Consider the following 22,076-nt stretch of genomic DNA (forward strand, 5'->3'; position numbering starts at 1 on the left):
CATTTCCTCCTTAGCTCACGTAGTAAGATTAGCCGTGGGTTTAAAAAATCACTCATGGGAGTATATCAAGGTGAGGGGGTCCTCAGCGTCGACCCTGGCGAATCCCTTCCTGACTAACTGCACTATTTCGCCCTTCCTAAGTTGGCTGAGGTACCTCTCCCCTAACCCCTCTATTTCTCTATCAGAGAAAAGTATCCTGACCTTCAGGGCTTCATTACCGTTGACCCAGTGAACTATGGGGTAACCCATCTCTCTAGCCTCCTCCACTCCGCCCTCGACTTGGAGCGCCTCTTCCCCTTCTATTTTCACGTTGACTAGCCCCATAAGCCTCACCGTGCCCTTCGCATCTTCTTTTTCCAATATCAATAGATCGCCATCTCTAAGCTGTAGCCTCCTCGTTTCATTCTTCAATACAGGAACTTCGGCACTGACGTCACGGCCCCTGTAAATTAGGTGCAGAGGCTCTGTAACTGCCATGACTCGCTTGGCTATGGGGTCTAGTTTCTTTCTGTTTATGGCAGCCACGTTCTGCATGCTAATCGTAGCATCAGTGATCTTGAGGCCCACTTCGAGAATAACTTCGATAATGGTCTCGGGCAGTATGCCCCTTCTCCTTAAACCAGCAAGCGTAGGCGCCCTGAAGTCGTCGCGGCTCCCAGTCCTCAACTTGGATTTACTCATGGTGAAGCCTGCTAGTTTCACCCTTCCGAACTCCATGACCGTTGGATACTCCCACTTCAGGTAGTTGTATATCCATTTCTGTTTCTTAGCGTTGCTCATGTGTTCCCTAGCTCTGAAAATGTGTGTTATGCCGAAGTCGTGGTCGTCCACCGCGCTCGCTAGGTTATAGGTAGGCCAAGCCCAGAATCTGTCCCCTACTACAGGGTGGGGGTTCTTCTTGACGTCGATAACCCTCATCAGAACCCAATCACGTTGAGACGGATCTGGATCGTGCAGGTCCGTCTTAAGTCTCACAACCGCCTCACCCTCTTTCCTCTGACCTTCGGTCATTTCCTGGAAGAGCTCAAGGTTCTGTTTCAGAAAACTTTCCTTGTCGTCCAGAGAACTTTCCCTGTGAGGACAGGCCTCTGACTTGTCTCTATATTTATTGAAATCCTTCCCACACAGGTCAACGTAGGCAAAGCCCCTGGAAATCAGTTCCTTCACTACCTCGTAATACCGTCTCATTCTCTCTTCGGAGGAAGCTCTAACCTCGTAGTCCCACTTTATCCCAAGCCAGTCGAGGTCTTCCCTTATCCAGTCATAAGCTTCCTTTATCGGTCTCTTAACTTTCGGGTCAGTATCGTCGAACCTCAGGATGAACTTACCTCCAGTACTACTCGCGTAATAGAAGGAAAGAACCGCAGCCCTAGCATTGCCCAAGTGGAGCGGGCCGTCTGGGTTGGGTGCGAAGCGAGTAACCACTGGTCCCTTCACCTTTGGAAGTTCCTTCCTCTCCTCTTTTCTCTGTGGCAACTGGTATTGGGAGAGCGAGTACTTCTGCTCCTCCAAAGACATGGAGTTAACCTCACTCACAACTTGGGCCACAATTTGGACTACGTCCTTGGCCCGAGACCTCATGTCTGGTCTTTCTCCGAGGACCTTGGATACTACTGCCCCCGTCACTGCCTTGCCATTATGCTCCACAGCATTCAGAAGAGCGTATTTAAGGATCAGTGGCTTAAGCTCCTCAAAGCTCACGACGTAACACCCCTCTCTCTAAGGACGGCATGCACCATTTCCACGACTCCTTTTCCACTCTTACTTCTAGTGATCATGATTGAACTCTCCTTAAGATCCTGAGTCGAGTTAGCCAAAGCGACTGGGTATCCTACCTCCTTGAGGAGCTCGATGTCAGTACTGGAGTCCCCTATGGCAGCCACCTGTTCCCTCTCGAGCCCGGACAACTGAATGAGTCTTCTCACTCCCAACGCCTTGCCCTCACTGTTGACGGATATGTGCACTGCGTAGCCACTGTACCTCAAAGTTAAGCCGTGAGAGGAGGCCCACTTCTTCGCTTGATTCGTGTCGAAGTCATCCCGTAGGTAAAAAGCATAGTCTGATTCCCTGTAGGGGTTCTGCCAGCTCTGCGCTAACCCAAATGTGTCTGAGAACTCTTGCGCCAACTTCCTCTCCAACTTCTCGCATAATCTCTCGAAGTGTTGAAGGTAAACGACGCAACCGTTCTCAGCTACTACTCCCCCTGAAAGACCCATGTACTGGTGGAGACCACGCAACACCGGGTATGAGTTGCCACTGACCAATCCCACTTTTATTCCCATTTTTTCAGCGAGTCTAAGTGCAGCCACGGCATCGAGGTCCAGTCTGTAAGTGTCCCTATCTTCAGTTAATGTTCCATCTACATCAGCTAGGATCAGCCTTATCATTTGAGCACTTCCCTAGCTCTACTAACAAACTGGTGGTCAACATAAATTCTTCGAATGAGCATAGATTCCGGCATCTCGCTAAGTATGGTTTGAGAAAACTCCGAGAGCTTCTTCTTTCTGCTTTTGGTCGAAACTAGTATGCTGTCTTTTCTCATGACCCTTATTCTCTCCTCGAATGGGTAAATGGAATCCTGTGGGACTCCAGCCCTCTCGAGATCCGAAACTAAGGTCCGTATATCACCTTTAGACTCACGGTAAGCCACCTCCTCGAAGACTACCTTAGGCCCTCTCCTGTTGAGGAACCCGTTTATCAGGTTCTTCACCTGTTCTGGTACCTCTTCATCGTAGAGAGAACCGTAAAGTCTAGAAAACATCCACTCGTCATCCCAAATGTGGAACGTGCCCGAGGAAATCATTTCCCTCACTCCTTTTAATGTCTCAAGTCCAGGGCAACAGTGAGGTAAAATCTTCTCGTAGATCTTCCTGAGCAATAACTCGTAGCCTAAGATAGTCTTATGGTAGTACACCGCTTGGTACATGTGGAGGCGTGCAACGTAGAAGTTCTCCAAGCTCTGAATTCCCTTGTCCTTAATTACTACCTCTCCTCCTTCGTAGGAGACCGTGTCCAGCAGCCTGTCTGTGTCAACATTGCCCAACGAGACACCAGTATGTTTCGAGTCCCTGATCAGGTAGTCTATCCTGTCTGCGTCAACGTCACTATCTATTATAGGAGAAAGAGGACTGTACCCATCCAGAATACCAATGATTTGGGTGGTATTTAAGGAATGTCTCTGAAACACTTCGACGAGGTCTTGGGACTCCTTTAAGGCCATCTCCCTAATACTCTCATTACTTCCCTCCTCACCGTATCTCGACAAATAAAATCCTTCTATCGCATGGCTGAAGGGGAACTGACCGAGGTCGTGAAGAAGTGCGGCAATCCTGAGGTGTTCCAACTCCCCATAGTCTATCATTCCTTCATTAAGCATCTTGCGACCTATCTTATCTGCCACAAAAAGAGTACCCAAGGAGTGACTGAATCTGGTGTGAGTGGCACCTGGATAAACTAAGTAGGCTAGGCTAGTCTGTCTTATCCTCCTTAGGCGTTGAAATATCTCAGCATCTACGATATCCGTCTCCACTTCGTTTAAGTCTATGTATCCATGTGTCTCGTCAAATATCTTCTTCATTGAATGAATAAAGCCGAATTCAATTATAAGTCCATACCGGCTCCGGCAGGTTGCGGGTCCTCACGGAGTCCCACTACCAGCCGAACGTGAACGGCTTAACTTCCGGGTTCGAAATGAGTCCGGGTGTTTCCCGTTCACCATGGCCGGTTGGACAATATAACCCTAACCCAGCCCCCTTAAAAAACTTACTTCCTTCGAACTTCCTTCATATAAATACCTGCGATGTAGAGCTTCCCGCCGTCTTTCGGACAGGTTCCTTCGACTTTCATCACATAGTCTCCCTCCTTGTATTCCCTCTCAGCATTGTAATCGCAGCTCATGCACTTCACCACTGTGATTGTGGACGTTTGGGTCTTCTGCTCTGACACTCGTCCTCCCTCACTGAGCGACGCCACTCGTATTGCCCACTCCAACTACAACTACGGTGTCCCCTTCCTCTGTCCTTTCCTTTATTATCTGTTTCGTCATCTCCACGACAGGATCTACCGCTTCATATATTTCCTTCTTCATCTCAATTATCGCTTCGTCCATTCCCATCTTCACTATTAGGGCATCTATTGGAATCTGATACTTCAGCGCTACTCTCTCAATCGCTATCTTTTCAGGACCTGGGTCACCCATAGCTACCCCAGTCCCCTCGGCTATACTTCCTGTTTTCTCCCCCTCTAGCTTCAGGGCAGCGTCAACCGTTATTATCCTTTTTACTCTTCCCTTGTTTTCCTCCACAACCCTCTCTACCGCCTCTCCAGGAGTTCCAACCGTCGCCATCGGTCCCTCTGCTTTTATCACTATTAGTCTCCTTCCCTCATAGTAGGTCTCTCCAGCAATGGTCTCGTCACTCACCTGCCACTTCTTTTCGGAGTTAAGGAGGAATCTAGAAGCCACCATAGGTCCCAACGAATCTCCAACTGGTTTCCCTTCTACGAACGTCTTATGAGCCCTGTCGTACGACTCAGCTATCTTCACTAGCATGGGCACAACCATTTGAAGTTGGAACAGGAGATAGAAGTTGTTCAATTTCTTGGCCTGGATTAGGTAGTGCCTCACAACCTTGTAAACCATGTTCAGGGCATTTGTTATCTCGGCCGATACCTCAATTTTGCTTACTGTAACTGGATCTGCGTTGGGCACAGAGAGTTTAATCATGCTCTTGACTTTCCCCTGGCCTGTCCTGAGGAGAAGCCTCATTCTACCTATTATATCTGTGGGTTCTATGCTGACAGGGTCTATTACGAAGATCTCCGCCAGCCTTTCTGTCAGTCCTTTCGGGTCCTTTGCTCCCTTTTCCTTCAGGAGTTTCTCCGTGGTGTTCCTGGCGTCGTTGGCGTACTTCTCCAGAACCATAAGGCGTTGCTCTATTTCTCTAGTTATGAAATAGGATTGAAACCTCTGACCGACTCCAGGTAGGAACAATATCACGTAGAACAGCATAAGTACGAAGAATGGTATGTATGTAGAGAGTAGGGCAGAAGTTGAGCCCTGAGCGGCCGCTGCGGCTAACGCAATTAAGGACATACAAGATACACTTTAACGATCCACCCGGACATAGCCAAATTAAGCTTTTGCTAACACCGAATTTCTCGCTCTGTTGAGCTCTGAGGAAAAGAAAGGCAATACCTAGTGGTTCTGAGGAGGATGAAAGTTTTAAAACGTTGCCGTCTACAGTCGATGTCTTTCCATCAGCCAAACGTCTAGAAGGAATTGAAAGGTAAACCATAATCGATTAGTGTGCTTAGTATGGTGTATGAGACCTCGAGGAAACGCAATCCCTTCAAGCCGATGAGGAAGTCAACTCTTGGATCTCGAGGAGTGCCGCCTCTTTTCCATCCCACACCCATTTAAGCCAGCTGTAAGGTGGAGAGACTACACCATAGATAGAGGTCCAAAGTCCATTCTCCACTATATTGAGTTCCTTCCTACCAGTTTCCGCTAACTTGATCGTAACTATCCCAGCGAGGTGGACAAGGGAATTATCGAGAATTAAAGGATCGCCTACTGGGTACCACATAAGAGGTCTTACTTTGTAAACACGGACATCGACTGGCACAGGATCTTCTCCCTTTCGGTAGAGTATGGGGGACTGGTACCTTTGAACCTTTCTGAGTCCCTCAACATACGGAGAATCCATCAGCGCGCCGTCTAGGAGTTCCAGCATCTCCCAGATCTCTTTCTCCTTTATAGGTAGTCCACACTCTTCGCGAGCTCTCTTCACTATTTCTAACGATAACACTATGTAACGGCTGAGTTTCGGTAAAGGCCCTCTCAGGTTAACCAATGGTTTACACTCGAATCCAGACGCCTCCCAAAACATGGAAAGAAACTCACTGACCCCCGAGGGTTCCTCATAGATCAGCTCAGCCTCTGCATATGCCCATGCTAAAAGAATTGGGTTATTTACGTTTGGCAAATAGAGTCCAGACAGGACTAAGGGAACTTTAATCACTGAATTTCACTGCGGAGTATCCAACTACAGAGTTCTTATCGCCCGAGGTATCTCCTGATGTGGCATGCTTGAGGAGTCTGGCCTTCTTTCCCAACTTCTTGGCGATTCTCATCACTACCATAGTGGGTCCATAGCCACACATGGTAACTCCCATTTCCTCTACTACACTATACAAACCTCTGTAGTCCAGACTCAATATCTTATCTAACGCTAACTCGTCCTTTTTCAACGTCTCATCGTGAGGGTCGTAATGATTCAGGTCTGTGCTCGCGAGGACCACTACGTTATCCTCCTTAAGTTTCATGAGTCTCAGAATACCCTCCGAGATATATTCCGCCACTTCTGGGGTCTGCATAGATATAACTATTGGAACTATCTTGAATGACGAACCGAAAATGAATTGAAGGAAAGGTAACTGAACCTCAATTGAGTGTTCGTATAGATGTGCCCTTTCATCTAGGTCCATAACTTCACTTTCATGGGCAAGCCTGATGACTGCCTCGTTGTCCACTTCCACTCTACCCAATGGCGTTTCCCATTCCCCATTCGGATAAACAGAAACATAAGATCCTAGTCCAGTGTGGTTCGGACCCAGTATTACCACTAGTTGGGGGGAATTCCTAGCCGCTAACTCGGCATAAACGTGGGCAGCAACGGGCCCACTATATATGTAGCCAGCATGAGGGACGACGTAAAGATTAGTTGGGCCACCCTCGAATATTCGAGGGAAGAACCCTGGCCCTACATTATGGGTGAAACACCAAGATATTCTCCTCCTAAGTTCCTCAGCGTCATCCTCGTAAAAAGAGCCAGCCACTGCTGGCCTTCTTATCATTGAGCTACTTTCACCTCGAACTCATCAACAGAGACAGGCAACTCGCCATCTGGAGCTAACTCCTTCCTCTCTCTCAACACCTGTCTCGCTAGGGCCCAGTATAGTAAGGCCAGTGACTTCCTTCCCTTGTTGTTGCAGGGAATCAAGATGTCCACAAAGTCCACCTTTACGTCAGTATCTGCAAAGGCCACTATGGGTATTCCCACCTCAGAAGCTTCCTTAATGGCTTGCATATCCACCCGAGGATCCGAGACAACTAAGACTTCAGGTTCAATGTAACTGGAGAGGTAAGGGTTGGTAAGCGTTCCTGGAACGAATCTTCCCACGATACTCTTTGCCCCTATAACCTCAGCGAACTTTTGAACGGGGGTGAAAGCGTACTGTCTGGCCGCAACGGCTAGAATTGAGGAACTATCAAACCTGGAAAGGAACTTAGCTGCTACTCTCAACCTCTCATCAATTTTTCTTACGTCCAAAACGTATAGGCCCTCAGGTCTGACTCTATAAACGAATTTCTTCATAAATGAGCCGCAACTATGGGTCCCTATGTGGACTCCCACTGTCAAGTAATTCTCCAGAGGTACTAGGAGCTCTACTTCTCCTCCCTTCTCACTTCTCTGAAGCTCTGCCTTCTCTTCCTCCGTTAGCCTAGAACCCTTTTCCTCTTCGGACATCATAATCGCCTCATATAGGTCTGGTGTAATGCACTAGCTCATGGATTATATCTACGTAGGAAAGAAGCATACGTCTGCAACAAAGCCTCTTAACACCTAATTCGTCCAACGCCTCCCCTGGCGGCACCCCTACCTCCACTTTCGCTTCAAAGGCCTCCCATTTGTCACCTACTACTGCTCCGCAGGTGAAACATCTAACCGGTACGATCATTCCATAATTCACCTATAGGACTTCTGCCTCCATCTTCTTGCGCTATACCTCATCCATTTTTCAGACTCGGTTCTCCTCGGGTCACCTGCTAACATATATCTATCGTAAGACCTATACAGGTTCTCCAGCTCTTCGTCTCCTGTGAATCGAACCAACGCTCTAGCCAAGGCCACTCTGGCTGCCTCCGCCTGACCCATTATCCCTCCCCCTTGGACTTCAATGTAGGCGTCAATGGATGACCATCTATCTCTTCCTAGTAGCAGAAGAGGCTCCATGATCTTCAATCTGGCCACCTCTATGGGCATTAGCTCTACTGGTACCCCATTGAAGAAAACTCTCCCCTTTCCAGGTATCACACGACACCTGGCGGTGGCCTTTTTCCTGGTCGCACTCCCTACGATACTTTTCCCTTGTTTCTCCTCAGAGCTCACTCTTCCACCCAAGCTCCCTTGTTAACTCTCCAACAGTGACATACTTACCTTTAAGCCTATCGACGTGGGCTTCTGGAAACTTCACCTTCTTCCTTTCCACATATTGCTCTGGGACCCCTACGTAAACTTTGAGTTTCCTGTACATAACATTACCAGACGGATTGTCAGGCAGCATCCCCCTGACTGTTCTCTTCACTAATGAAATGGGATTTCGTGGCCTCCTGATACCTTGCCTAGAGGGGTTAAACATTGTCCTTACTCCCATGAGCAATCTATATCCTGCCAAGACTCTGCTCAATTCTCCACTTATGACCACCTTCTCCGCATTAACAACAATGATTGTTTTACCCTGCTTTAACTGCTTTACTATCATGGTTGCCATTCTACCGAGGATCTGTCCTTCTCCATCCAATACTAATTCCTCCATCACTTCACCACCTTCACAGCCTTAAGATCCTTCACCTCACTTAGAGCGCGGGTCAAGGGGATCGCTCTTCCTCCTACGGACTGGATCTTCGATACAGCTGACCTAGAGAAATCGAAGGCCACTACAACAATTGGATGATCTACTTTCCCAGCTCCCAAAACTTTTCCTGGTACTACGCCTACGGCTCCCTCAGGTAGGAGTTTGTTTACCTTTCCAACATTAACCTCAACTCTCCTTCTGGATGACACTGATAATTCCTCCGCTACTTTTCTCCACACCGGTGCATGTTGCTTGCCCAATTCATAAATTAATTTCCTTAGCACCACGTTGGTGCTACCGCTCTCGACCATCACGTGTTCACCTTTTCCTTCAGCTCCTCTAACTTACGCTGAATACTCCTGCTAGCTTCTATTAAAATTCTTTGAGGTTTCACCGAGCCTACAGTTTCCAACCTCAGAATGAACTTGTTAGGAACTGAACTCACTCTTATTTTCCCTTCACAATACTTGAGACATTCTTCACATAGAATGCAGGAGCGTTCATTCTTCACGCCAAGCTTACCGTTATTCAAAGAGAATACACCTGCTGGACACACCTTATAGGCTTCCGCACACTCGCCTAGGATCTCCACCTTGGGGTAGTATCGACTCACAGCTACTGCAACTGGGCTGAACTTCACGTGTTCTTTACCATACCCTAACCTTAGCCTCGCTTCTAGGGACACCTTCTGACCAGGACCTAAGAGGACTATGGGAATATCGTTCGAGGTTGGGACCACAGCAGGATCTTCCGACTTTATGTCTCTAGAGTATACCATGATCGTCGCTCCCCTACCTTCGGCCTCTAGGTAGATCTTACTGTAACACTTCTCACACCCCTCAACACATTCCGCACACTCCTCTGGCCGTCCATAGTGATCTATGGCCTCGTCACTGGTGAATGGAATAAGCCCAAGCCTATGTGCTAGGATTTCGTCGTAAAGAGGGCTGTTATTCTCTATGAAGTATACCTCGTCTATAGCCATAACTGGCACATAAAGCATTGATGCTCTTCTTATAGCATTAACGAAGCCCAGGGGATACCCTTCAACTTCCAGTTCCACCGAGGTGGGAGTGAGTTCTAAAACTTTCACCGACATTTTTCTTACACTCTTCTACCACGTCTGCCGCCAGGTCTCCTGATAGTATCGTGGGGGACTGGGGTGACATCCTCTATTCGTCCTATCACGAAACCTGACCTTGCCAATGCCCTGATAGCAGGTTGAGCACCCGGACCTGGAATCTTCGATCCGTAGCCTCCTGGCGCCCTCACTTTTATGTGCACAGCCATTATGCCCCGATCTATGGCATCGGACGCCACCTTAGACGCAGTCAACATTGCTGCGTAAGGAGAAGGCTTCTCCCTGTCCGCCTTTACCATCATTCCTCCGCTACCTCTGGCTATTACTTCTCCACCCGTAACGTCAGTCACAGTTATGATAGTATTGTTTTGAGAGGCGTAGATGTGAGCGTAACCCCACCTTATTTCTCTTCTACTGGACATCCTTCTTCACCTCCACTGGCGGGTTTGACTTGAAAACACTTGTGGGATAGAAGTCTACCACGTCACCTCTCTTCACTATATAAGATGGGGAGGTTACCCTTACACCGTTTACTGTTATATGACCATGAACTATGAGCTGCCTAGCTTGATATATTGTTCTACTGAGTCCGTTTTGGTAAACCACTGTCTGCAGCCTCCTCTTTAGCAAGTCCTCTTCGGTCAAGGCCAAGACGTCACTAACTGTCAATTCCTCCTTGTCAGATAGACCTAACCGCAACACTTTAGCCGTCAGCTGTTTCTCTCTAGCTGCGCGTTCAGCAGGTGGTAAGGCCAATAGACCTCTCGCCTGCAACCTTAGGTTCTTAACTATTGTTCTCGCGAGGTAGATCTCTCTCTTATTTCTTAATCCATAAGTTCCCAAAAGCGATTGCTCACGCGTTAACTGTTCCTTGGACCAAGGAGTTGAGGGTCCCTCCCATTTTTTCCTAGCCCTCTTAGGATCTCCCATTTACATCGCCTACTTACTCTGCTGCTGTTGTTGCTGTCCCTGTTTACTTCTCCTGACTCCCACGGTACCTCCTGTTCTTCCTGTGGTCCTAGTTCTCTGTCCGCGTACCTTTAGACCCAAAGAGTGTCTAATCCCTCTCCAGCTTTTCACCTTCTTCTCCCTTTCTATGTCCTCTCTGGCATAGAAAAGGAGGTCAGAAGTTACTAAATGAAGATCTGTTCCACTCTCGTAGTCGGATCTTCTGTTATACATCCAGACAGGAAGCCCCTCTATCCTTTTCGAGGAGACCAAAGCTACCACTTTCTTTATTTCGGCATCTGTAAAGTTACCAAGCCTCTTGTTGGGATCTAGACCAGCTTTAAGGAGTATCCCCTTAGCTGTGTTGTAACCGATGCCCTTGACCATGGCCAATGCATAGGCTGCCTTATATCTGCCATCAGTATCCTGGCCGAAGAGCCTCACAATGTATTTGAACTCCTGACCACTTGACATTGCGACACCGTTCACAACCTCCTACGTGTCACTGGTTTTAAATTTAACAGAGGCCGAGCTGAGGTTTGGACTCCATTGATTTTCACGAATTCGTGTTTAATCTTCAAGCCCTTGGGCTTCCTCAGGTTCACAGGGAAACCAGTTCCTTCTCCACCCCCTTAGTGGGGCGATCCCGCTACCTGTGACAACGCTAATGGGAAGTAGGCGCACCTCCGCAGACGTTCAGAAGAGCGTTTGGGTGCTCGACCTGGCTGAACCCACACCTGGCGCTCGAAGTTGTTACCAGCCTTTCCAGATACGTACAGGCGGCGGGGATACGGCTCCTAAAGGTGAGGTACGAGACTAGTTTCGTCTAGTTTTTTCCTGTCAGAGATATTTTGCGTGAGAGCCATTAGCCAACATTTGAGGGGTCTTTCCTCCCCTTAACCTCAGAGGAATTAAGTAACGAAGAGAACCTCTTTTTCTTTTCAAGTGAGGCAGCCAACGCTTTAGAGATTAACATATTTCTAGCTGTCCGATCGTACTTGGAACTGTTGCCTATTACTTTCTTCACTGGGGTGTAGGGAGATTCCCTGAAGTTAGGACTAAGCTCCCTGAGCTTTCCATCCTCTTCCACATACATTGGGAAGCCGATGAAGTTCTCAACTCTTCCTACGACGTCTGCCTTAATTCCCCTAGATGAAAGTTCTCCTATTATGAGATCTGGATGTTTTGTAAATATCATTATCGAGTCTATTGAGATTCCATAAGGATCCACATTAACATCATCCATGAGTCTAAGGACGTGGGGATCTATCAAGGACCTGAAGATTTCAGGGTAGATCACCAGTGAAGTCGATGTTAGCCTCGAAACCTCAAGCGCATCTCCCCTTATCCCTCCGTTAGTGACATCTGTCATGGCATCCACGTAATCTAGCAGCCGATCTCTCACCAACTGACACGACAATAGATCGTACAAGTTAATAGTGGCCTCTACTACATCCGGTCTGCCGTGATAAATAGCTGTGGCTGTAACTGTTCCTCCTCCATGACCCTCAGTCATGACCACGTAGTGGCCGGGCTTCACATTTGCTCTGCCGAGCGGTTTGGGAGGCGCCTTAGCAATAGCTCCCACCCCACCGCTTATCCTTTCCCCTATCACTACATCGCCTCCTATTCTGAGCGTGCTTCCCGCGAGTATCCTTATCTTTAGGAAATCGGTCACAGTCGTGACTCCAGCCTCGAAGTCAAACAGCATTGAGACGTCGCTATCGTCAGACAGGTGTATGTCAACCAACACCCCCAGTGGCCTTCCTCCCTTCACCATCACGTCCCTGAGGGCCGCCCTAGTAGCATGGAACCCAGCTAAGTAAGGAAAAAAGCTCAACCTAGAATGAATTCCGTCTACGGAAACAAGGACGTCCTCAGCTAGACCAGCGTCGTCGAAAGAACGAGGATCTGATCCTGAGGCCTCAAGTAACGCCGAGTGAACGTCGTAATCTCCGACACCTCTAGACCCTAATCCGGCCTCTCCTGCCCGTAGACCTACTGGAGAGAAGGAGAACTGGTTAGAGCTCCTCGAGTTCCTAACCTCCTCCACTAATGCTTCGATGAAGGGATCTCTTCCCTGGACATTTCCTCTATAAATAGAGATTAGTTTCGGTAATTCATTGAAAGGATCTCTTCCAGAATCCAGAAGACGCCTAGTTATTCCTTCAAGATCCATACCGTTAATAAATGCGACTATAAAATATGGGTTGTGGGAGCGCCAATAGTTGCTCAAGGAGAACCTACGGTGGTAGAGTTTGAGACTGAAGGGGAGATCCCCTGGGTCACCATAAAGTTAAAGGACGGCTCCGTCCTTAAAATGAAAGTTTTCGTTACGGGAGTAATACGCGTTGGAAACGACCCCAACACTGGACTTCCCATTTACGCAATTCAGACACAACCCGTTATACAGAACGTAAAGATCCCGAGCGAACTAATCAAAAAGCCCGGAAGGGGATCAAACCCCATGACCTAAATTGAAGGTCGAATTCGAGGTAAACACTTCCTCTAGACTGCAGGCCATAGATATTACTAACGAAGTAAACGATAGGCTTAAGGGAATTGAAGATGGAGTAGTTCTTCTCTATGTAAAGCACACCACATGCGGCCTCATAGTGAATGAGGCCGAGGAGGGGCTGATGAGTGATTATGTGAAGTGGTTAGGAAGAGTGTTCCCAATAAACGGGGACTATCTCCACAATAGAATTGACAATAACGGCCACGCACACCTCTCGAGTGCGATTGTGGGAAACTCGAGACTCTTGCCGGTGAGTAACGGGAAGTTGGATCTAGGAACTTGGCAGCGCGTGATATTGTTAGAGTTTGACGGACCTAGGAGAAGGGTAATAGGGTTGAAAACGGCAATGAAGTAAAGCTTTTTTCCCGTCACTGCAGTACACCTTGTGGTAATTTAATGCCCCCTCTACTTTCGTTCTCACTCTCTCACAGGTTAAGCGAATGTGACGATGAGGAGTGCATAGAACAACTGGCAGATGAATATATTGAGTTCCTAAGGAGAGGAGGAGAGGATTCAGGTTGGGTAGAAGAGAGGACCGAAGACGAAGCAGATTTCGACAAGTCATTTCTCTTCATTGAAGCCCTTCTCAAGAGGGTTATTGAGACCGATATAGAACCCCAGGTCCTTTTGATGTTGTTGGAGAGGGACCTCGGGGAAAGTCACCCCGTCGTCCTCATACTTAAGGAGGAGCTGGAAGGAGAGTAGTGTTTCCGTTCCGGAGTGCGGCAGTGCCCGGGACTCATTACTTTTTATTACGGGAGTTAAAGGGTATTTAGTTAGGGGTTTCACATTTGGATGTAAACGAGCGTTTACGTTTGCTCACGCGCAACCTCGAGGAAGTAGTAACCCTTGAGGAGCTCAAATCCAAGGTAAGTACGGGGGAGAAGCTTAAGGGTTACATTGGGTTTGAACCAAGCGGGCCTTTCCACCTTGGCTGGCTCATCTGGGCAAGGAAGTTAAGCGACATGCAGAAGGCGGGAGTACAAATGAATGTCTTAATTGCGACCTGGCACGCATGGATAAACGACAAGATGGGAGGAGATATGGATAAGATAAAGCTAGTAGGAAAATATACGATAGAAGTCCTGGGGCAAGTGGGAGTAGACACTGCGAGCTTGAAGGTGCTTGACGCTGAGAACTTCGTGGAGGACAAAGAGTATTGGAAGCTAGTTCTCAACGTCGCCAAAAACACGAGCCTAGCGAGGATGAAAAGAGCTATGACTATAATGGGGAGGAAAGCTGAGGAGGCCGAGTTAGATACGTCCAAACTAATCTACCCAGCAATGCAAGTTTCCGACATCTTTTACATGGACTTAGACTTGGCATTGGGGGGAATTGATCAACGTAAGGCACATATGCTGGCTAGGGATGTGGCGGACAAACTTGGAAAGAAGAAGGTAATAGGAATGCACGTTCCTCTTCTAGTTGGTCTACAGGGAGGAAGTAGGATGAACTTAGAAGAGGACGAGGCACTGAGCACGGTGAAGATGAGCAAGTCAAAGCCAGAGACTGCTATATTCGTCCACGACTCTCCGGAGGAAGTAGAGAGAAAGATAAAGATGGCTTACTGCCCTGCTGGACAGGTAGATGGTAATCCCATACTCGGGATAAATAGGTACATCATATTTGGGGAAGATGGAGAGACGCTCACGGTGGAGAGACCCGCAAAATACGGAGGTGATGTAAAGTTTGAAAGTTACGAGGAGCTTGAAAGAGCATATGTGGACGGAAAGGTTCACCCCCTAGATCTTAAGGCAGCCACGGCTAGGAAAGTAAATCAGATCCTTGAACCTGTGAGGAAGCACCTCTCCAATCGTTCTGAGTTCGACGCACTGATAAGGAACATAGTGTCTAACGTGACTAGGTGACATTATGTTGAAGTACAACGTTGTTTTCAAATTCGAAGTCGACGGCATAGTTGACAAACCAGACATAATAGGTGCCATATTCGGACAAACCGAGAATCTCTTCGGGGAGGAGTTCGACCTAAGAGAGCTCCAAGACAAGGGGAGATTGGGAAGAATAACGGTTGAGCTCAGGAGGAGGGATAATAGGACTGAAGGAGAGGTCGTAATACCCTCAAACCTGGACAGGGTTGAAACAGCACTTATTGCATCAATGATAGAGAACGTAGATAAGGCAGGCCCCTACAATATCAAGTTCCAGCTTGTGGAGATCCAGGACATTAGAGCAGAGAAGTTAAAGAAGATCATAGACCGTGCTAAGGAGATACTCTCCACTTGGAGTAAGGAGAAAACCTTAGACATAAGAGAGGTATTAAACGAAGTCACTAGCTCCGTCAGAACTGGGGAAATCATAGAATACGGTCCAGAGAAGCTCCCTGCTGGGCCCAACGTCGATAAGGATCCCAACCTCATAATAGTGGAAGGAAGGGCAGATGTCATAAACTTGCTCAGGTACGGCTATAAGAATACCCTAGGAATAGAGGGAGCTACAGGGAGGATTCCCGAGTCTGCCATAAGACTCTCGAAGCAGAAGAAGATGGTCATCGCGTTCTTGGATGGAGATCATGGAGGGGATCTCATCCTTAAGCAACTCATTAACTCAGACGCCAGAATAGACTATGTAGCTAGGGCACCACAAGGGAGGGAAGTAGAGGAGCTGACAGGAAAGGAGATAGCCAAGGCCCTCTCCAACATGATGCCCCTAGGTCAGTACCTCAAGAGGCAGGAAGCTAAGGCTGAGGTTAGAGAAGCCAGAACGGCCACACTAGCACAGACTGTGCAGCCTCAAGAGGTGGTAGTTCAGGAACAGAGGCCAGAGGAAGTGATCACCATGCCTAACACTGTCCTAGAGGAGGTAAAGAAGCTCCCTGGCACTCTAGAGGGTATAATCTTCGATGAGTCGTGGAATCCTGTTGAGAAAGTGCAGGTTAGGGACATAATACCAAAGCTGGAAAACGGAGGGTCCAACAACGCCACCTACATAATATTTGACGGGGTGATAACGCAGAGATTACTTGAGCTGGCATCGGAAAGAAATATCAAGCTTCTAGTAGGAGCTAGAGTTGGAGGATTGACTAAAAGGCCTAAAAACGTGAAGATTCTCACCTTTACCGATATGCTTACATAGTGTTTTTACGTTTTCCCTATTGTGGCGGCTCTTACAGGTGGGTTTTAGCGGATTTTCCTGACTTCCTCCCCGCCCTGGAAGGGACGAGGGTTCCCTCCCAAAGGGATCGTCGTTCCCACCATCGGTTCGGGATTACATCCCTCATCTGGTGGGCAGTCGAGTGGATCAGAGATCCACTCCCATCTGAAGAGGAGGGGACTTTCACCCATTACGTCTAGTCCCTTAAGAGAAGGAGATAATAGCTGCTCCTCCCTCAGTCCCATTAAACCTTAGATCGAGCTGGGGAGGAGCGTCGTTAGTACCACTAAGAGAAATTTTAACAAAGAAGTATAAATATGAGGGGGCTATCCGTCCCCGCCGTGAAGGGCGAGACTTTCCGCCCCCTCAACCCCAATTTTCGTAAAATGGCTTAGCCGAGACATAGCTCCTTTAAGGTCTTACGAGCATGGTATTTGGTTAATCCTTGCTTTAAAGCAGGTGATTGAACTTACCTCCATGGAGTGGAGCGAAGTAAGGACCTTGATTAAGAAGGCGACAGAGATCATGAGGGAACGAGGACCATTATTGAGGATGGAAGCTAGAACAGTGGGATTTGTTGGAGATACCCATACAGCTCTCGACGTCACAGATAAGGTGATCAAACACTACTTTCCGTTGTTGGACAAGCTAGTATTTCTAGGAGATTACGTTGACAGAGGAGATACAGGGGTGGAGAATCTAGTACAAATACTCTCCATATTTATAAAAAATCCTGAAAAGGTTATAGTACTTAGAGGAAATCATGAGAGTCCTCTCACCAACCTGTACTATGGCTTCTACAGTGAAGTAACGAAGAAGTTCGGAAGTGATGCGTACGTGGAGTTCGAAGAACTTTTCTCCTCGATGCCCTACGCGGCCTTAGTAAATAAGGTACTATGCGTGCACGGAGGACTATCAAATGGGATCAGGGACGTAGAAGAGATCGAAATGTTACCTTCATATGACATCAATCCCGACGATCCACAGGCGTTCCAAATTCTATGGAACGACCCCAGGGAGGAGGTTACTGGCTTTGTACCAAGTGAGCGAGGTGATGGAGCCTTCCTGTTTGGAAGGGATGTCACTGAAGAGTTTCTAACCCATAACGACCTTACGAGGTTGATTCGTGGCCACGAGGTAGCTGACGGTTTCAGGTTCGATATGGATGGCAAAGTGATAACAGTGTTTTCGAGTAGGTACCATCACATGTCTGCAGGAATGCTAGTCATGTCCGGGCAGAGCCTTACTAAGATCTATCTCTAGTCATCTCTACTTCTATATGCTGACTTCCTCTCCGCCCTGGAAGGGGTTCTACTGCAAAGGTGTCGTGGTTACCACCGTCGGTTCGGGATCGCGTCTCCGGTGAGCGGTGGGGGGGGGGAACTCTTCCACGTGAAAAGGGGACTTTCGTCGCTGAGCTCCAAATCTCTTGAGGAGGGAATAAGGAAGAATGTTGTTCGTCTCTCTCCCTAAGTCCCGTTGAGGCCCCAGTGGAGTTGGTGGAGAGACGTCGTTGGTATTTCTGATAGATGTACGGAAAAACTAGTGCAAGGGGGCCATCCGTCCTCACTACGGTCTTACGCCCTCTTAACTCCTTTTTTGTAACTATTTATGGAAAGAGCGCAAGGATCCTTAATTGTTCCTGGGATTAAGCCGTAGAAAGTTAACGCCAGGACATATACCCTAATTAAGCTAAAGAACAGTGAGCACCTAGTGAAAATAGACTAAGAAGCTAAAGTTATATCTTAGTTCATGAATGGTCTAGCCCTTTCTAGACCTCATTTCTAGATAACGAGTACCTAATGTGGTATTAGGAATGGCACCTCCACAGTCGTGTGCACTTACATGCATACGAGATCCAGATCGAGATTATAACACTTGCATGTTAACTTTCACACATTGCCAAATCACTTTCAACTGTCGTGTGAATAAGAGCTATATTTATTTCGCGCTACTTTTGATTTTTCACTGATGAGCTCCTCATGATCTAGAACCTTAACTCCAAATTTTCTACTCTATTACAAGGATGTTGGAGTATGGGAATCCCATACTTACAAGAATCTCTTTGATTCTTTCCCTATGGTCTCCTTGAAGTTCTATCCTGTTGTTTTTGACCGTACCGCCTGTGGCGAGCTTTGACTTGAGGTCTGATGCTATTTTCTTCAAATCGTGATCTGAGCTATCTATCCCTTCAATTATTGTAACGTCCTTACCATATCTTCTCTTCTCTAGTTTTATCTTAATTAATTGCTCCTCCTTATTTAACTGCTCACAGACCTCAGGAGGTAGCCCTCCACACAGACTTGTATCTTCAGCCATCTGTAAAATCCAGCTCACGTCCCGATCTTTTGAACTTTTCTGTTGAAGAAGGTCACCAAGCTATCTCAACTCACGTTTAATTTCGTTAGCATAATATACTCTCGTTCTATGGACTCTATAACTCTTTGATGCCCGAACGCGGAAATAGCCATGTAACTTAATCCTCCAGCCCCTACCCCTTCCTTAACATACCCTTCTTCGTAGGCTCTTAGTCCAGGGAACTTAGAGTCAGAGAGGTCTAGGGTGGAGTTGCTCACCTTCACACCTAATTCCTTAGCGAGTCCAAGGAAGTCTGCTGACGGGTCTTCGACTACCCATTTTGTCGTAATTATTTCTACTTCGTCTATGGGAAAGGAAAGTGCCTTCAATATCGCGACTACAGCAAGCATTTGTGTTCCCCCCGCAAGGACCTTCCTTCCCTTAAAACCCGCCATTAAACCAGCAATTGCCGTCAGCACAGGGTCCGTTAAAGCCGCAATTCTAGGTAACAACTCTTTGGGAGCATTGGCAATAGCTTGAGAAATGACCCTTCTCTTCAGTTCCTTTGGATTATGAGGAGAAGTAGAGCTGGTTCTATCTCCAGCTTCATATCCTAGTCCCACTAGAGTCGCTGCCGCCGTAGTTGTTCCTCCTGGAATAGATTCGCCAACGATTAGAGAACCCACGAAATCCAGGGATGCTCCCAACTGTTTGGCCATACCGAAAATTTCCTCAAATTCCTCCTTTAGGAAAGCACGTTTCCTAATGTCCCTGCCAGGAGTCTCTCCTACTCGAAGATATGGAACCTGAGGGTTTATCCTTGATCCAGCATTTACAACCAAATGAGGTATTCCTAGGAGCTTTATGGATGCCCTAGAGATTATGGCGGGCGTAGGTATTCCAGAAGGAGTTACTGGGATCCCTACTATACTCTTCGTAGAACCTGTGAGGAGATATTCGGCATCGGCAGCTGGTGTGAACAGAGTCAGTTCTGGAGACGCCCCGGCCAACGTAATTCCAGGTATGAGACTAGTATCGGTAGTTCCTATTACAAGTAGGAAGAGATCCAAATTCACCCCACAACTCGAGAGATTAGGAATTGACTTATAAAAAGGGAGCCTTAGAGCTGGGTTAACAGTCCTAGAGGTTTGGAGTCCCCCTCAGGGCTATTTCTGAGTTCTTGGTTTACCACCCTCAATTTCATCATTTCATTGCTAATGGCAGGAAGCCCCCTCAATTCGTCTGCGGTAGAACAGCTAACCTAGTCTCAAAAGCGAATTCCTCTCCCAGGGTTTCCTCAGCCCACAGCTCTTAGGGAATTTGGAGATACGGATTGGAACGCGCTTTATTGATGTGTCTAGTTCGAATCCTCCCATTGTGTTTTTTGTGAACTACCACGCCCTCGCGGACGGGGCGTCCTCGCGGTGAGTCCCGCTCCTCGGAGGAACCTCGATCTCCTTACGTAGCGGAGGTTCAGTGGAACCGTTGTGAACAGTACGGGAGGGGGATCGCGGAGGGTTTCCTCTCCACGGGCGTGAGTTCCCCCAGTCCAGAGGGTGCGACCCAGCTCTCACGGCCGATGTCTAGAAGACGTTGGAGTCTCATTACGAAAACGTTTCTATGAGGGGGTATCAGTCCCCACGGAAGGGGACTTTCCCCCAACCCCCTCGCTGTGTTAAATATAAGGGGTTGTCCGTCTCTCACTACGGTCTCCCCCCTCAACCCCAGATAGAGATAAAGTCCTTTTAACTTAATGGAACCAGGAAGCGAAAGTTCCAATTCCAGAGGGAAGGCCCATTATAGAAACGTTTTGCACACGAAAATAGTTATCTAGAGCCTTGCTATAAGAGCTAGGTCGTACTCGTTCGGCTATAGTTCCGGCGGAGGATGAGCCCTGCAATCCCTCTTTAGCGGAGAGGGGGTTCATAGGACAGCTCGATCAGCCTTCAACTCAGGTTAAGGGGGATCGGAGTCGTTTCTGGAAGTAGGAAGTTCCCGCCGCGAGGTGGAGCCTAGTCCTGAGGCCGAGGTTGTTTACTGGGTAACCATGCTTGGATGAAGCCTAGGGATAGAGGATAACACAAGGGAGTATTCACAGAAAATTCGGTAAGGAACAACCTACGTTAATCGAAAACATCTTTTTACTTGGAAGGGGACTCTTCATCTCCGTGGGACGAGAAATAGCTATTCTAACAGATTTTGGTACAGGCGATAACTATAACGGTGTAATGACAGGCATAATCAGAAAGATTAACAGGGAGGCCACGATAACTTACATATCTTCAGAGAGCAAACCGTTTAACATTTACGCCGGGGCCTATCTTCTATATACTTCCTTCCAGAGTTTCAGGAAAGGAACCATATTTCTTGTTGTCATAGACCCAGGAGTAGGCACAAATAGGAGGGCTTTACTTGTGAGAACTAGGCATTACTACTTCGTGGGACCAGATAACGGTGTTCTATACCCTTCGATTCAGAAGGATGGATTGCTGGCCGCCTACGAACTAACAAACCCCCACATCCACCTTGGCCCTCAAATTTCATCTACTTTTCACGGCAGAGACGTCTTCGCTCCAGCGGCGGCCTTTAAGTCGTTGGGAGTTCCCGATTCCTCACTAGGTTCGCCAGTAGATCCTTTTAGCTTGCTCAGACTGGAATTCACAGAAGAACAGAGAGGTGACCTGAGATGCGGAGTAGTACTCTTCGTAGATCACTTCGGTAACGTAGCCACTAGCATAACACACTTGCCTGAGCTGGGGGACCCTATTATTTCCATAAACGGCGTCCAACATAAAGCGAAAAAGGTAAGGACTTTCGGTGAGGGATTACCTGGGGAACTAATAATCTACAAAAACAGTTACGATTTCGTGGAGTTAGGAATTAACAAGGGAAACGCTAATAAGGTGATTGATACAAGGGAGGGCGAGAGTATTTGCTTAGGGGGTTATACCCAGGGAGATTTCAGCCGTTCCACCTAGGCCACTTAAATGTGGTCAAGTGGGCCCTGGATAGAGTCGACGAGCTCGTGGTATTAGTTGGTAGTGCCCAAGAGAGTCACACCCTTTCTAACCCCTTCACAGCGGGCGAAAGAATAGAAATGATAAGGATGGGACTAAAGGAGTATGGGTTGGATGAACGAACAATCGTGGTGCCTATATCGGATGTCTTGATGAATAGTGTGTGGGTCTATCATGTTAAGATCCACGTTCCTAAATTCGGTAAGGTCTTCGCCCGCAATCCGCTGGTTCTCAGGCTTTTCAAGGAGGCTGGATACGAAGTTGAAATGCCACCTCTCTACAATAGAGAAAAATACAATTCAACAATCATCAGAAAATATATTATAGTTGGCGAAAATTGGTCCGAACTAGTTCCGAAATCTGTGCACCGTTACATCGTTGAGGAGATACATGGAGACGAGAGGTTAAAGGACATAGCGGGCTCGGACAAGTGAAGGGGAAACGTTATTAGACAGACGTCAGAGAA

The 22,076-nt window shown here is 47.7% G+C and carries 28 protein-coding genes and 1 rRNA gene; 8 read left to right on the forward strand and 21 right to left on the reverse strand.

What is annotated here, in order from left to right:
• Nucleotides 1–48: 48 nt before the first annotated feature.
• From HS1genome_RS11335 to HS1genome_RS11420, 18 genes are all read right to left on the reverse strand, one after another.
• The gene (locus HS1genome_RS11335; RefSeq protein WP_126451147.1) at nucleotides 49–1,701 is read right to left on the reverse strand and encodes a glutamate--tRNA ligase; all 1,653 of its coding nucleotides are present in this window, start codon (nucleotides 1,699–1,701) and stop codon (nucleotides 49–51) included.
• Nucleotides 1,698–2,387 carry a phosphoglycolate phosphatase gene (locus HS1genome_RS11340; protein ID WP_126451148.1) on the reverse strand — a complete coding sequence of 230 codons (690 nt, stop codon included), beginning with the start codon at nucleotides 2,385–2,387 and terminating at the stop codon, nucleotides 1,698–1,700. The genes HS1genome_RS11335 and HS1genome_RS11340 overlap by 4 nt, the downstream gene beginning before the upstream one ends.
• Complete coding sequence (locus HS1genome_RS11345) at nucleotides 2,384–3,577, reverse strand: HD domain-containing protein (protein ID WP_126451149.1); 1,194 nt, start codon at nucleotides 3,575–3,577, stop codon at nucleotides 2,384–2,386. The genes HS1genome_RS11340 and HS1genome_RS11345 overlap by 4 nt, the downstream gene beginning before the upstream one ends.
• Before the next feature lie 31 nt (nucleotides 3,578–3,608).
• Nucleotides 3,609–3,728: ribosomal RNA gene (gene rrf / locus HS1genome_RS11350) — 5S ribosomal RNA — on the reverse strand.
• A 34-nt stretch (nucleotides 3,729–3,762) separates the two neighbouring features.
• Nucleotides 3,763–3,945, reverse strand: a complete 183-nt coding sequence (locus tag HS1genome_RS11355) for a hypothetical protein (RefSeq protein WP_126451150.1) — start codon at nucleotides 3,943–3,945, stop codon at nucleotides 3,763–3,765.
• A gap of 10 nt (nucleotides 3,946–3,955) precedes the next feature.
• Nucleotides 3,956–5,092, reverse strand: coding sequence for a DUF1512 domain-containing protein (locus HS1genome_RS11360; RefSeq protein WP_126451151.1), 1,137 nt, complete (start codon nucleotides 5,090–5,092; stop codon nucleotides 3,956–3,958).
• A 256-nt stretch (nucleotides 5,093–5,348) separates the two neighbouring features.
• Nucleotides 5,349–6,020: a hypothetical protein gene (locus tag HS1genome_RS11365; protein ID WP_126451152.1), complete on the reverse strand. Its 672-nt coding sequence runs from the start codon at nucleotides 6,018–6,020 to the stop codon at nucleotides 5,349–5,351.
• The gene (amrB, locus tag HS1genome_RS11370) at nucleotides 6,013–6,855 is read right to left on the reverse strand and encodes an AmmeMemoRadiSam system protein B (protein ID WP_126451153.1); all 843 of its coding nucleotides are present in this window, start codon (nucleotides 6,853–6,855) and stop codon (nucleotides 6,013–6,015) included. Before amrB ends, HS1genome_RS11365 begins: the two co-directional genes overlap by 8 nt.
• Entirely contained in the window at nucleotides 6,852–7,529 is a 678-nt protein-coding gene (rpsB, locus tag HS1genome_RS11375; RefSeq protein WP_126451154.1) for a 30S ribosomal protein S2, read from the reverse strand. Before rpsB ends, amrB begins: the two co-directional genes overlap by 4 nt.
• A gap of 10 nt (nucleotides 7,530–7,539) precedes the next feature.
• A complete protein-coding gene (locus HS1genome_RS11380) occupies nucleotides 7,540–7,740 on the reverse strand; it encodes a DNA-directed RNA polymerase subunit N (protein WP_126451155.1) in 201 nt (66 codons plus the stop codon).
• Between the two features lie 8 nt (nucleotides 7,741–7,748).
• Nucleotides 7,749–8,171 (reverse strand): 30S ribosomal protein S9, encoded by a 423-nt coding sequence (locus HS1genome_RS11385; protein ID WP_126451156.1) that lies wholly within the window; start codon nucleotides 8,169–8,171, stop codon nucleotides 7,749–7,751.
• The gene (locus HS1genome_RS11390) at nucleotides 8,161–8,598 is read right to left on the reverse strand and encodes a 50S ribosomal protein L13 (protein ID WP_126451157.1); all 438 of its coding nucleotides are present in this window, start codon (nucleotides 8,596–8,598) and stop codon (nucleotides 8,161–8,163) included. The genes HS1genome_RS11385 and HS1genome_RS11390 overlap by 11 nt, the downstream gene beginning before the upstream one ends.
• Entirely contained in the window at nucleotides 8,598–8,948 is a 351-nt protein-coding gene (locus HS1genome_RS11395; protein WP_126451428.1) for a 50S ribosomal protein L18e, read from the reverse strand. Before HS1genome_RS11395 ends, HS1genome_RS11390 begins: the two co-directional genes overlap by 1 nt.
• A complete protein-coding gene (locus HS1genome_RS11400) occupies nucleotides 8,948–9,736 on the reverse strand; it encodes a DNA-directed RNA polymerase subunit D (protein ID WP_126451158.1) in 789 nt (262 codons plus the stop codon). The genes HS1genome_RS11395 and HS1genome_RS11400 overlap by 1 nt, the downstream gene beginning before the upstream one ends.
• Nucleotides 9,737–9,741: 5 nt before the next feature.
• Nucleotides 9,742–10,140, reverse strand: coding sequence for a 30S ribosomal protein S11 (locus tag HS1genome_RS11405; RefSeq protein WP_126451159.1), 399 nt, complete (start codon nucleotides 10,138–10,140; stop codon nucleotides 9,742–9,744).
• Nucleotides 10,130–10,648: a 30S ribosomal protein S4 gene (locus HS1genome_RS11410; protein WP_126451160.1), complete on the reverse strand. Its 519-nt coding sequence runs from the start codon at nucleotides 10,646–10,648 to the stop codon at nucleotides 10,130–10,132. The genes HS1genome_RS11405 and HS1genome_RS11410 overlap by 11 nt, the downstream gene beginning before the upstream one ends.
• A 9-nt stretch (nucleotides 10,649–10,657) precedes the next feature.
• Nucleotides 10,658–11,140, reverse strand: a complete 483-nt coding sequence (locus HS1genome_RS11415; protein ID WP_126451429.1) for a 30S ribosomal protein S13 — start codon at nucleotides 11,138–11,140, stop codon at nucleotides 10,658–10,660.
• Nucleotides 11,141–11,531: 391 nt separating this feature from the next.
• Nucleotides 11,532–12,845, reverse strand: a complete 1,314-nt coding sequence (locus HS1genome_RS11420; RefSeq protein ID WP_126451161.1) for an AIR synthase related protein — start codon at nucleotides 12,843–12,845, stop codon at nucleotides 11,532–11,534.
• Between the two features lie 33 nt (nucleotides 12,846–12,878).
• Here HS1genome_RS11420 and HS1genome_RS11425 point away from each other — a divergent pair, with 33 nt between their 5' ends.
• The 5 genes from HS1genome_RS11425 (at nucleotide 12,879) to dnaG (ending at nucleotide 16,277) form a co-directional block, all read left to right on the forward strand.
• Nucleotides 12,879–13,142 (forward strand): hypothetical protein, encoded by a 264-nt coding sequence (locus tag HS1genome_RS11425; protein ID WP_197721493.1) that lies wholly within the window; start codon nucleotides 12,879–12,881, stop codon nucleotides 13,140–13,142.
• 1 nt (nucleotide 13,143) lies between these two features.
• Nucleotides 13,144–13,539 (forward strand): secondary thiamine-phosphate synthase enzyme YjbQ, encoded by a 396-nt coding sequence (locus HS1genome_RS11430; RefSeq protein ID WP_126451163.1) that lies wholly within the window; start codon nucleotides 13,144–13,146, stop codon nucleotides 13,537–13,539.
• 41 nt (nucleotides 13,540–13,580) lie between these two features.
• Nucleotides 13,581–13,889: a hypothetical protein gene (locus HS1genome_RS11435; RefSeq protein WP_126451164.1), complete on the forward strand. Its 309-nt coding sequence runs from the start codon at nucleotides 13,581–13,583 to the stop codon at nucleotides 13,887–13,889.
• A gap of 86 nt (nucleotides 13,890–13,975) precedes the next feature.
• A complete protein-coding gene (locus HS1genome_RS11440; protein WP_126451165.1) occupies nucleotides 13,976–15,052 on the forward strand; it encodes a tyrosine--tRNA ligase in 1,077 nt (358 codons plus the stop codon).
• A 7-nt stretch (nucleotides 15,053–15,059) separates the two neighbouring features.
• A complete protein-coding gene (gene dnaG / locus HS1genome_RS11445) occupies nucleotides 15,060–16,277 on the forward strand; it encodes a DNA primase DnaG (protein WP_126451430.1) in 1,218 nt (405 codons plus the stop codon).
• Between the two features lie 44 nt (nucleotides 16,278–16,321).
• On the opposite strand, the gene HS1genome_RS13250 is transcribed toward dnaG, so the two are convergent.
• A complete protein-coding gene (locus HS1genome_RS13250; RefSeq protein WP_126451166.1) occupies nucleotides 16,322–16,540 on the reverse strand; it encodes a hypothetical protein in 219 nt (72 codons plus the stop codon).
• Nucleotides 16,541–16,772: 232 nt separating this feature from the next.
• Between HS1genome_RS13250 and HS1genome_RS11455 the strand changes: the two genes are divergently transcribed.
• Nucleotides 16,773–17,558, forward strand: a complete 786-nt coding sequence (locus tag HS1genome_RS11455; RefSeq protein ID WP_126451167.1) for a metallophosphoesterase — start codon at nucleotides 16,773–16,775, stop codon at nucleotides 17,556–17,558.
• A 747-nt stretch (nucleotides 17,559–18,305) separates the two neighbouring features.
• Here the strand turns inward: HS1genome_RS11455 and yciH are convergent.
• Together yciH and cobT are read right to left on the reverse strand one after the other, a co-directional pair.
• A complete protein-coding gene (gene yciH / locus HS1genome_RS11460; protein WP_126451168.1) occupies nucleotides 18,306–18,614 on the reverse strand; it encodes a stress response translation initiation inhibitor YciH in 309 nt (102 codons plus the stop codon).
• 65 nt (nucleotides 18,615–18,679) lie between these two features.
• Nucleotides 18,680–19,669, reverse strand: a complete 990-nt coding sequence (gene cobT, locus HS1genome_RS11465; protein ID WP_229768294.1) for a nicotinate mononucleotide-dependent phosphoribosyltransferase CobT — start codon at nucleotides 19,667–19,669, stop codon at nucleotides 18,680–18,682.
• Nucleotides 19,670–20,761: 1,092 nt separating this feature from the next.
• On the opposite strand from cobT, the gene HS1genome_RS11470 reads away from it, so the two are divergent.
• Together HS1genome_RS11470 and HS1genome_RS11475 are read left to right on the forward strand one after the other, a co-directional pair.
• The gene (locus HS1genome_RS11470; RefSeq protein WP_308423739.1) at nucleotides 20,762–21,571 is read left to right on the forward strand and encodes an SAM hydrolase/SAM-dependent halogenase family protein; all 810 of its coding nucleotides are present in this window, start codon (nucleotides 20,762–20,764) and stop codon (nucleotides 21,569–21,571) included.
• A gap of 11 nt (nucleotides 21,572–21,582) precedes the next feature.
• A complete protein-coding gene (locus HS1genome_RS11475) occupies nucleotides 21,583–22,044 on the forward strand; it encodes a nicotinamide-nucleotide adenylyltransferase (RefSeq protein ID WP_420877957.1) in 462 nt (153 codons plus the stop codon).
• The last annotated feature ends 32 nt before the right edge of the window (nucleotides 22,045–22,076 follow it).

Source organism: Sulfodiicoccus acidiphilus (assembly GCF_003967175.1).
In the GTDB taxonomy this organism is placed as follows: Archaea; Thermoproteota; Thermoprotei_A; order Sulfolobales; family Sulfolobaceae; genus Sulfodiicoccus; species Sulfodiicoccus acidiphilus.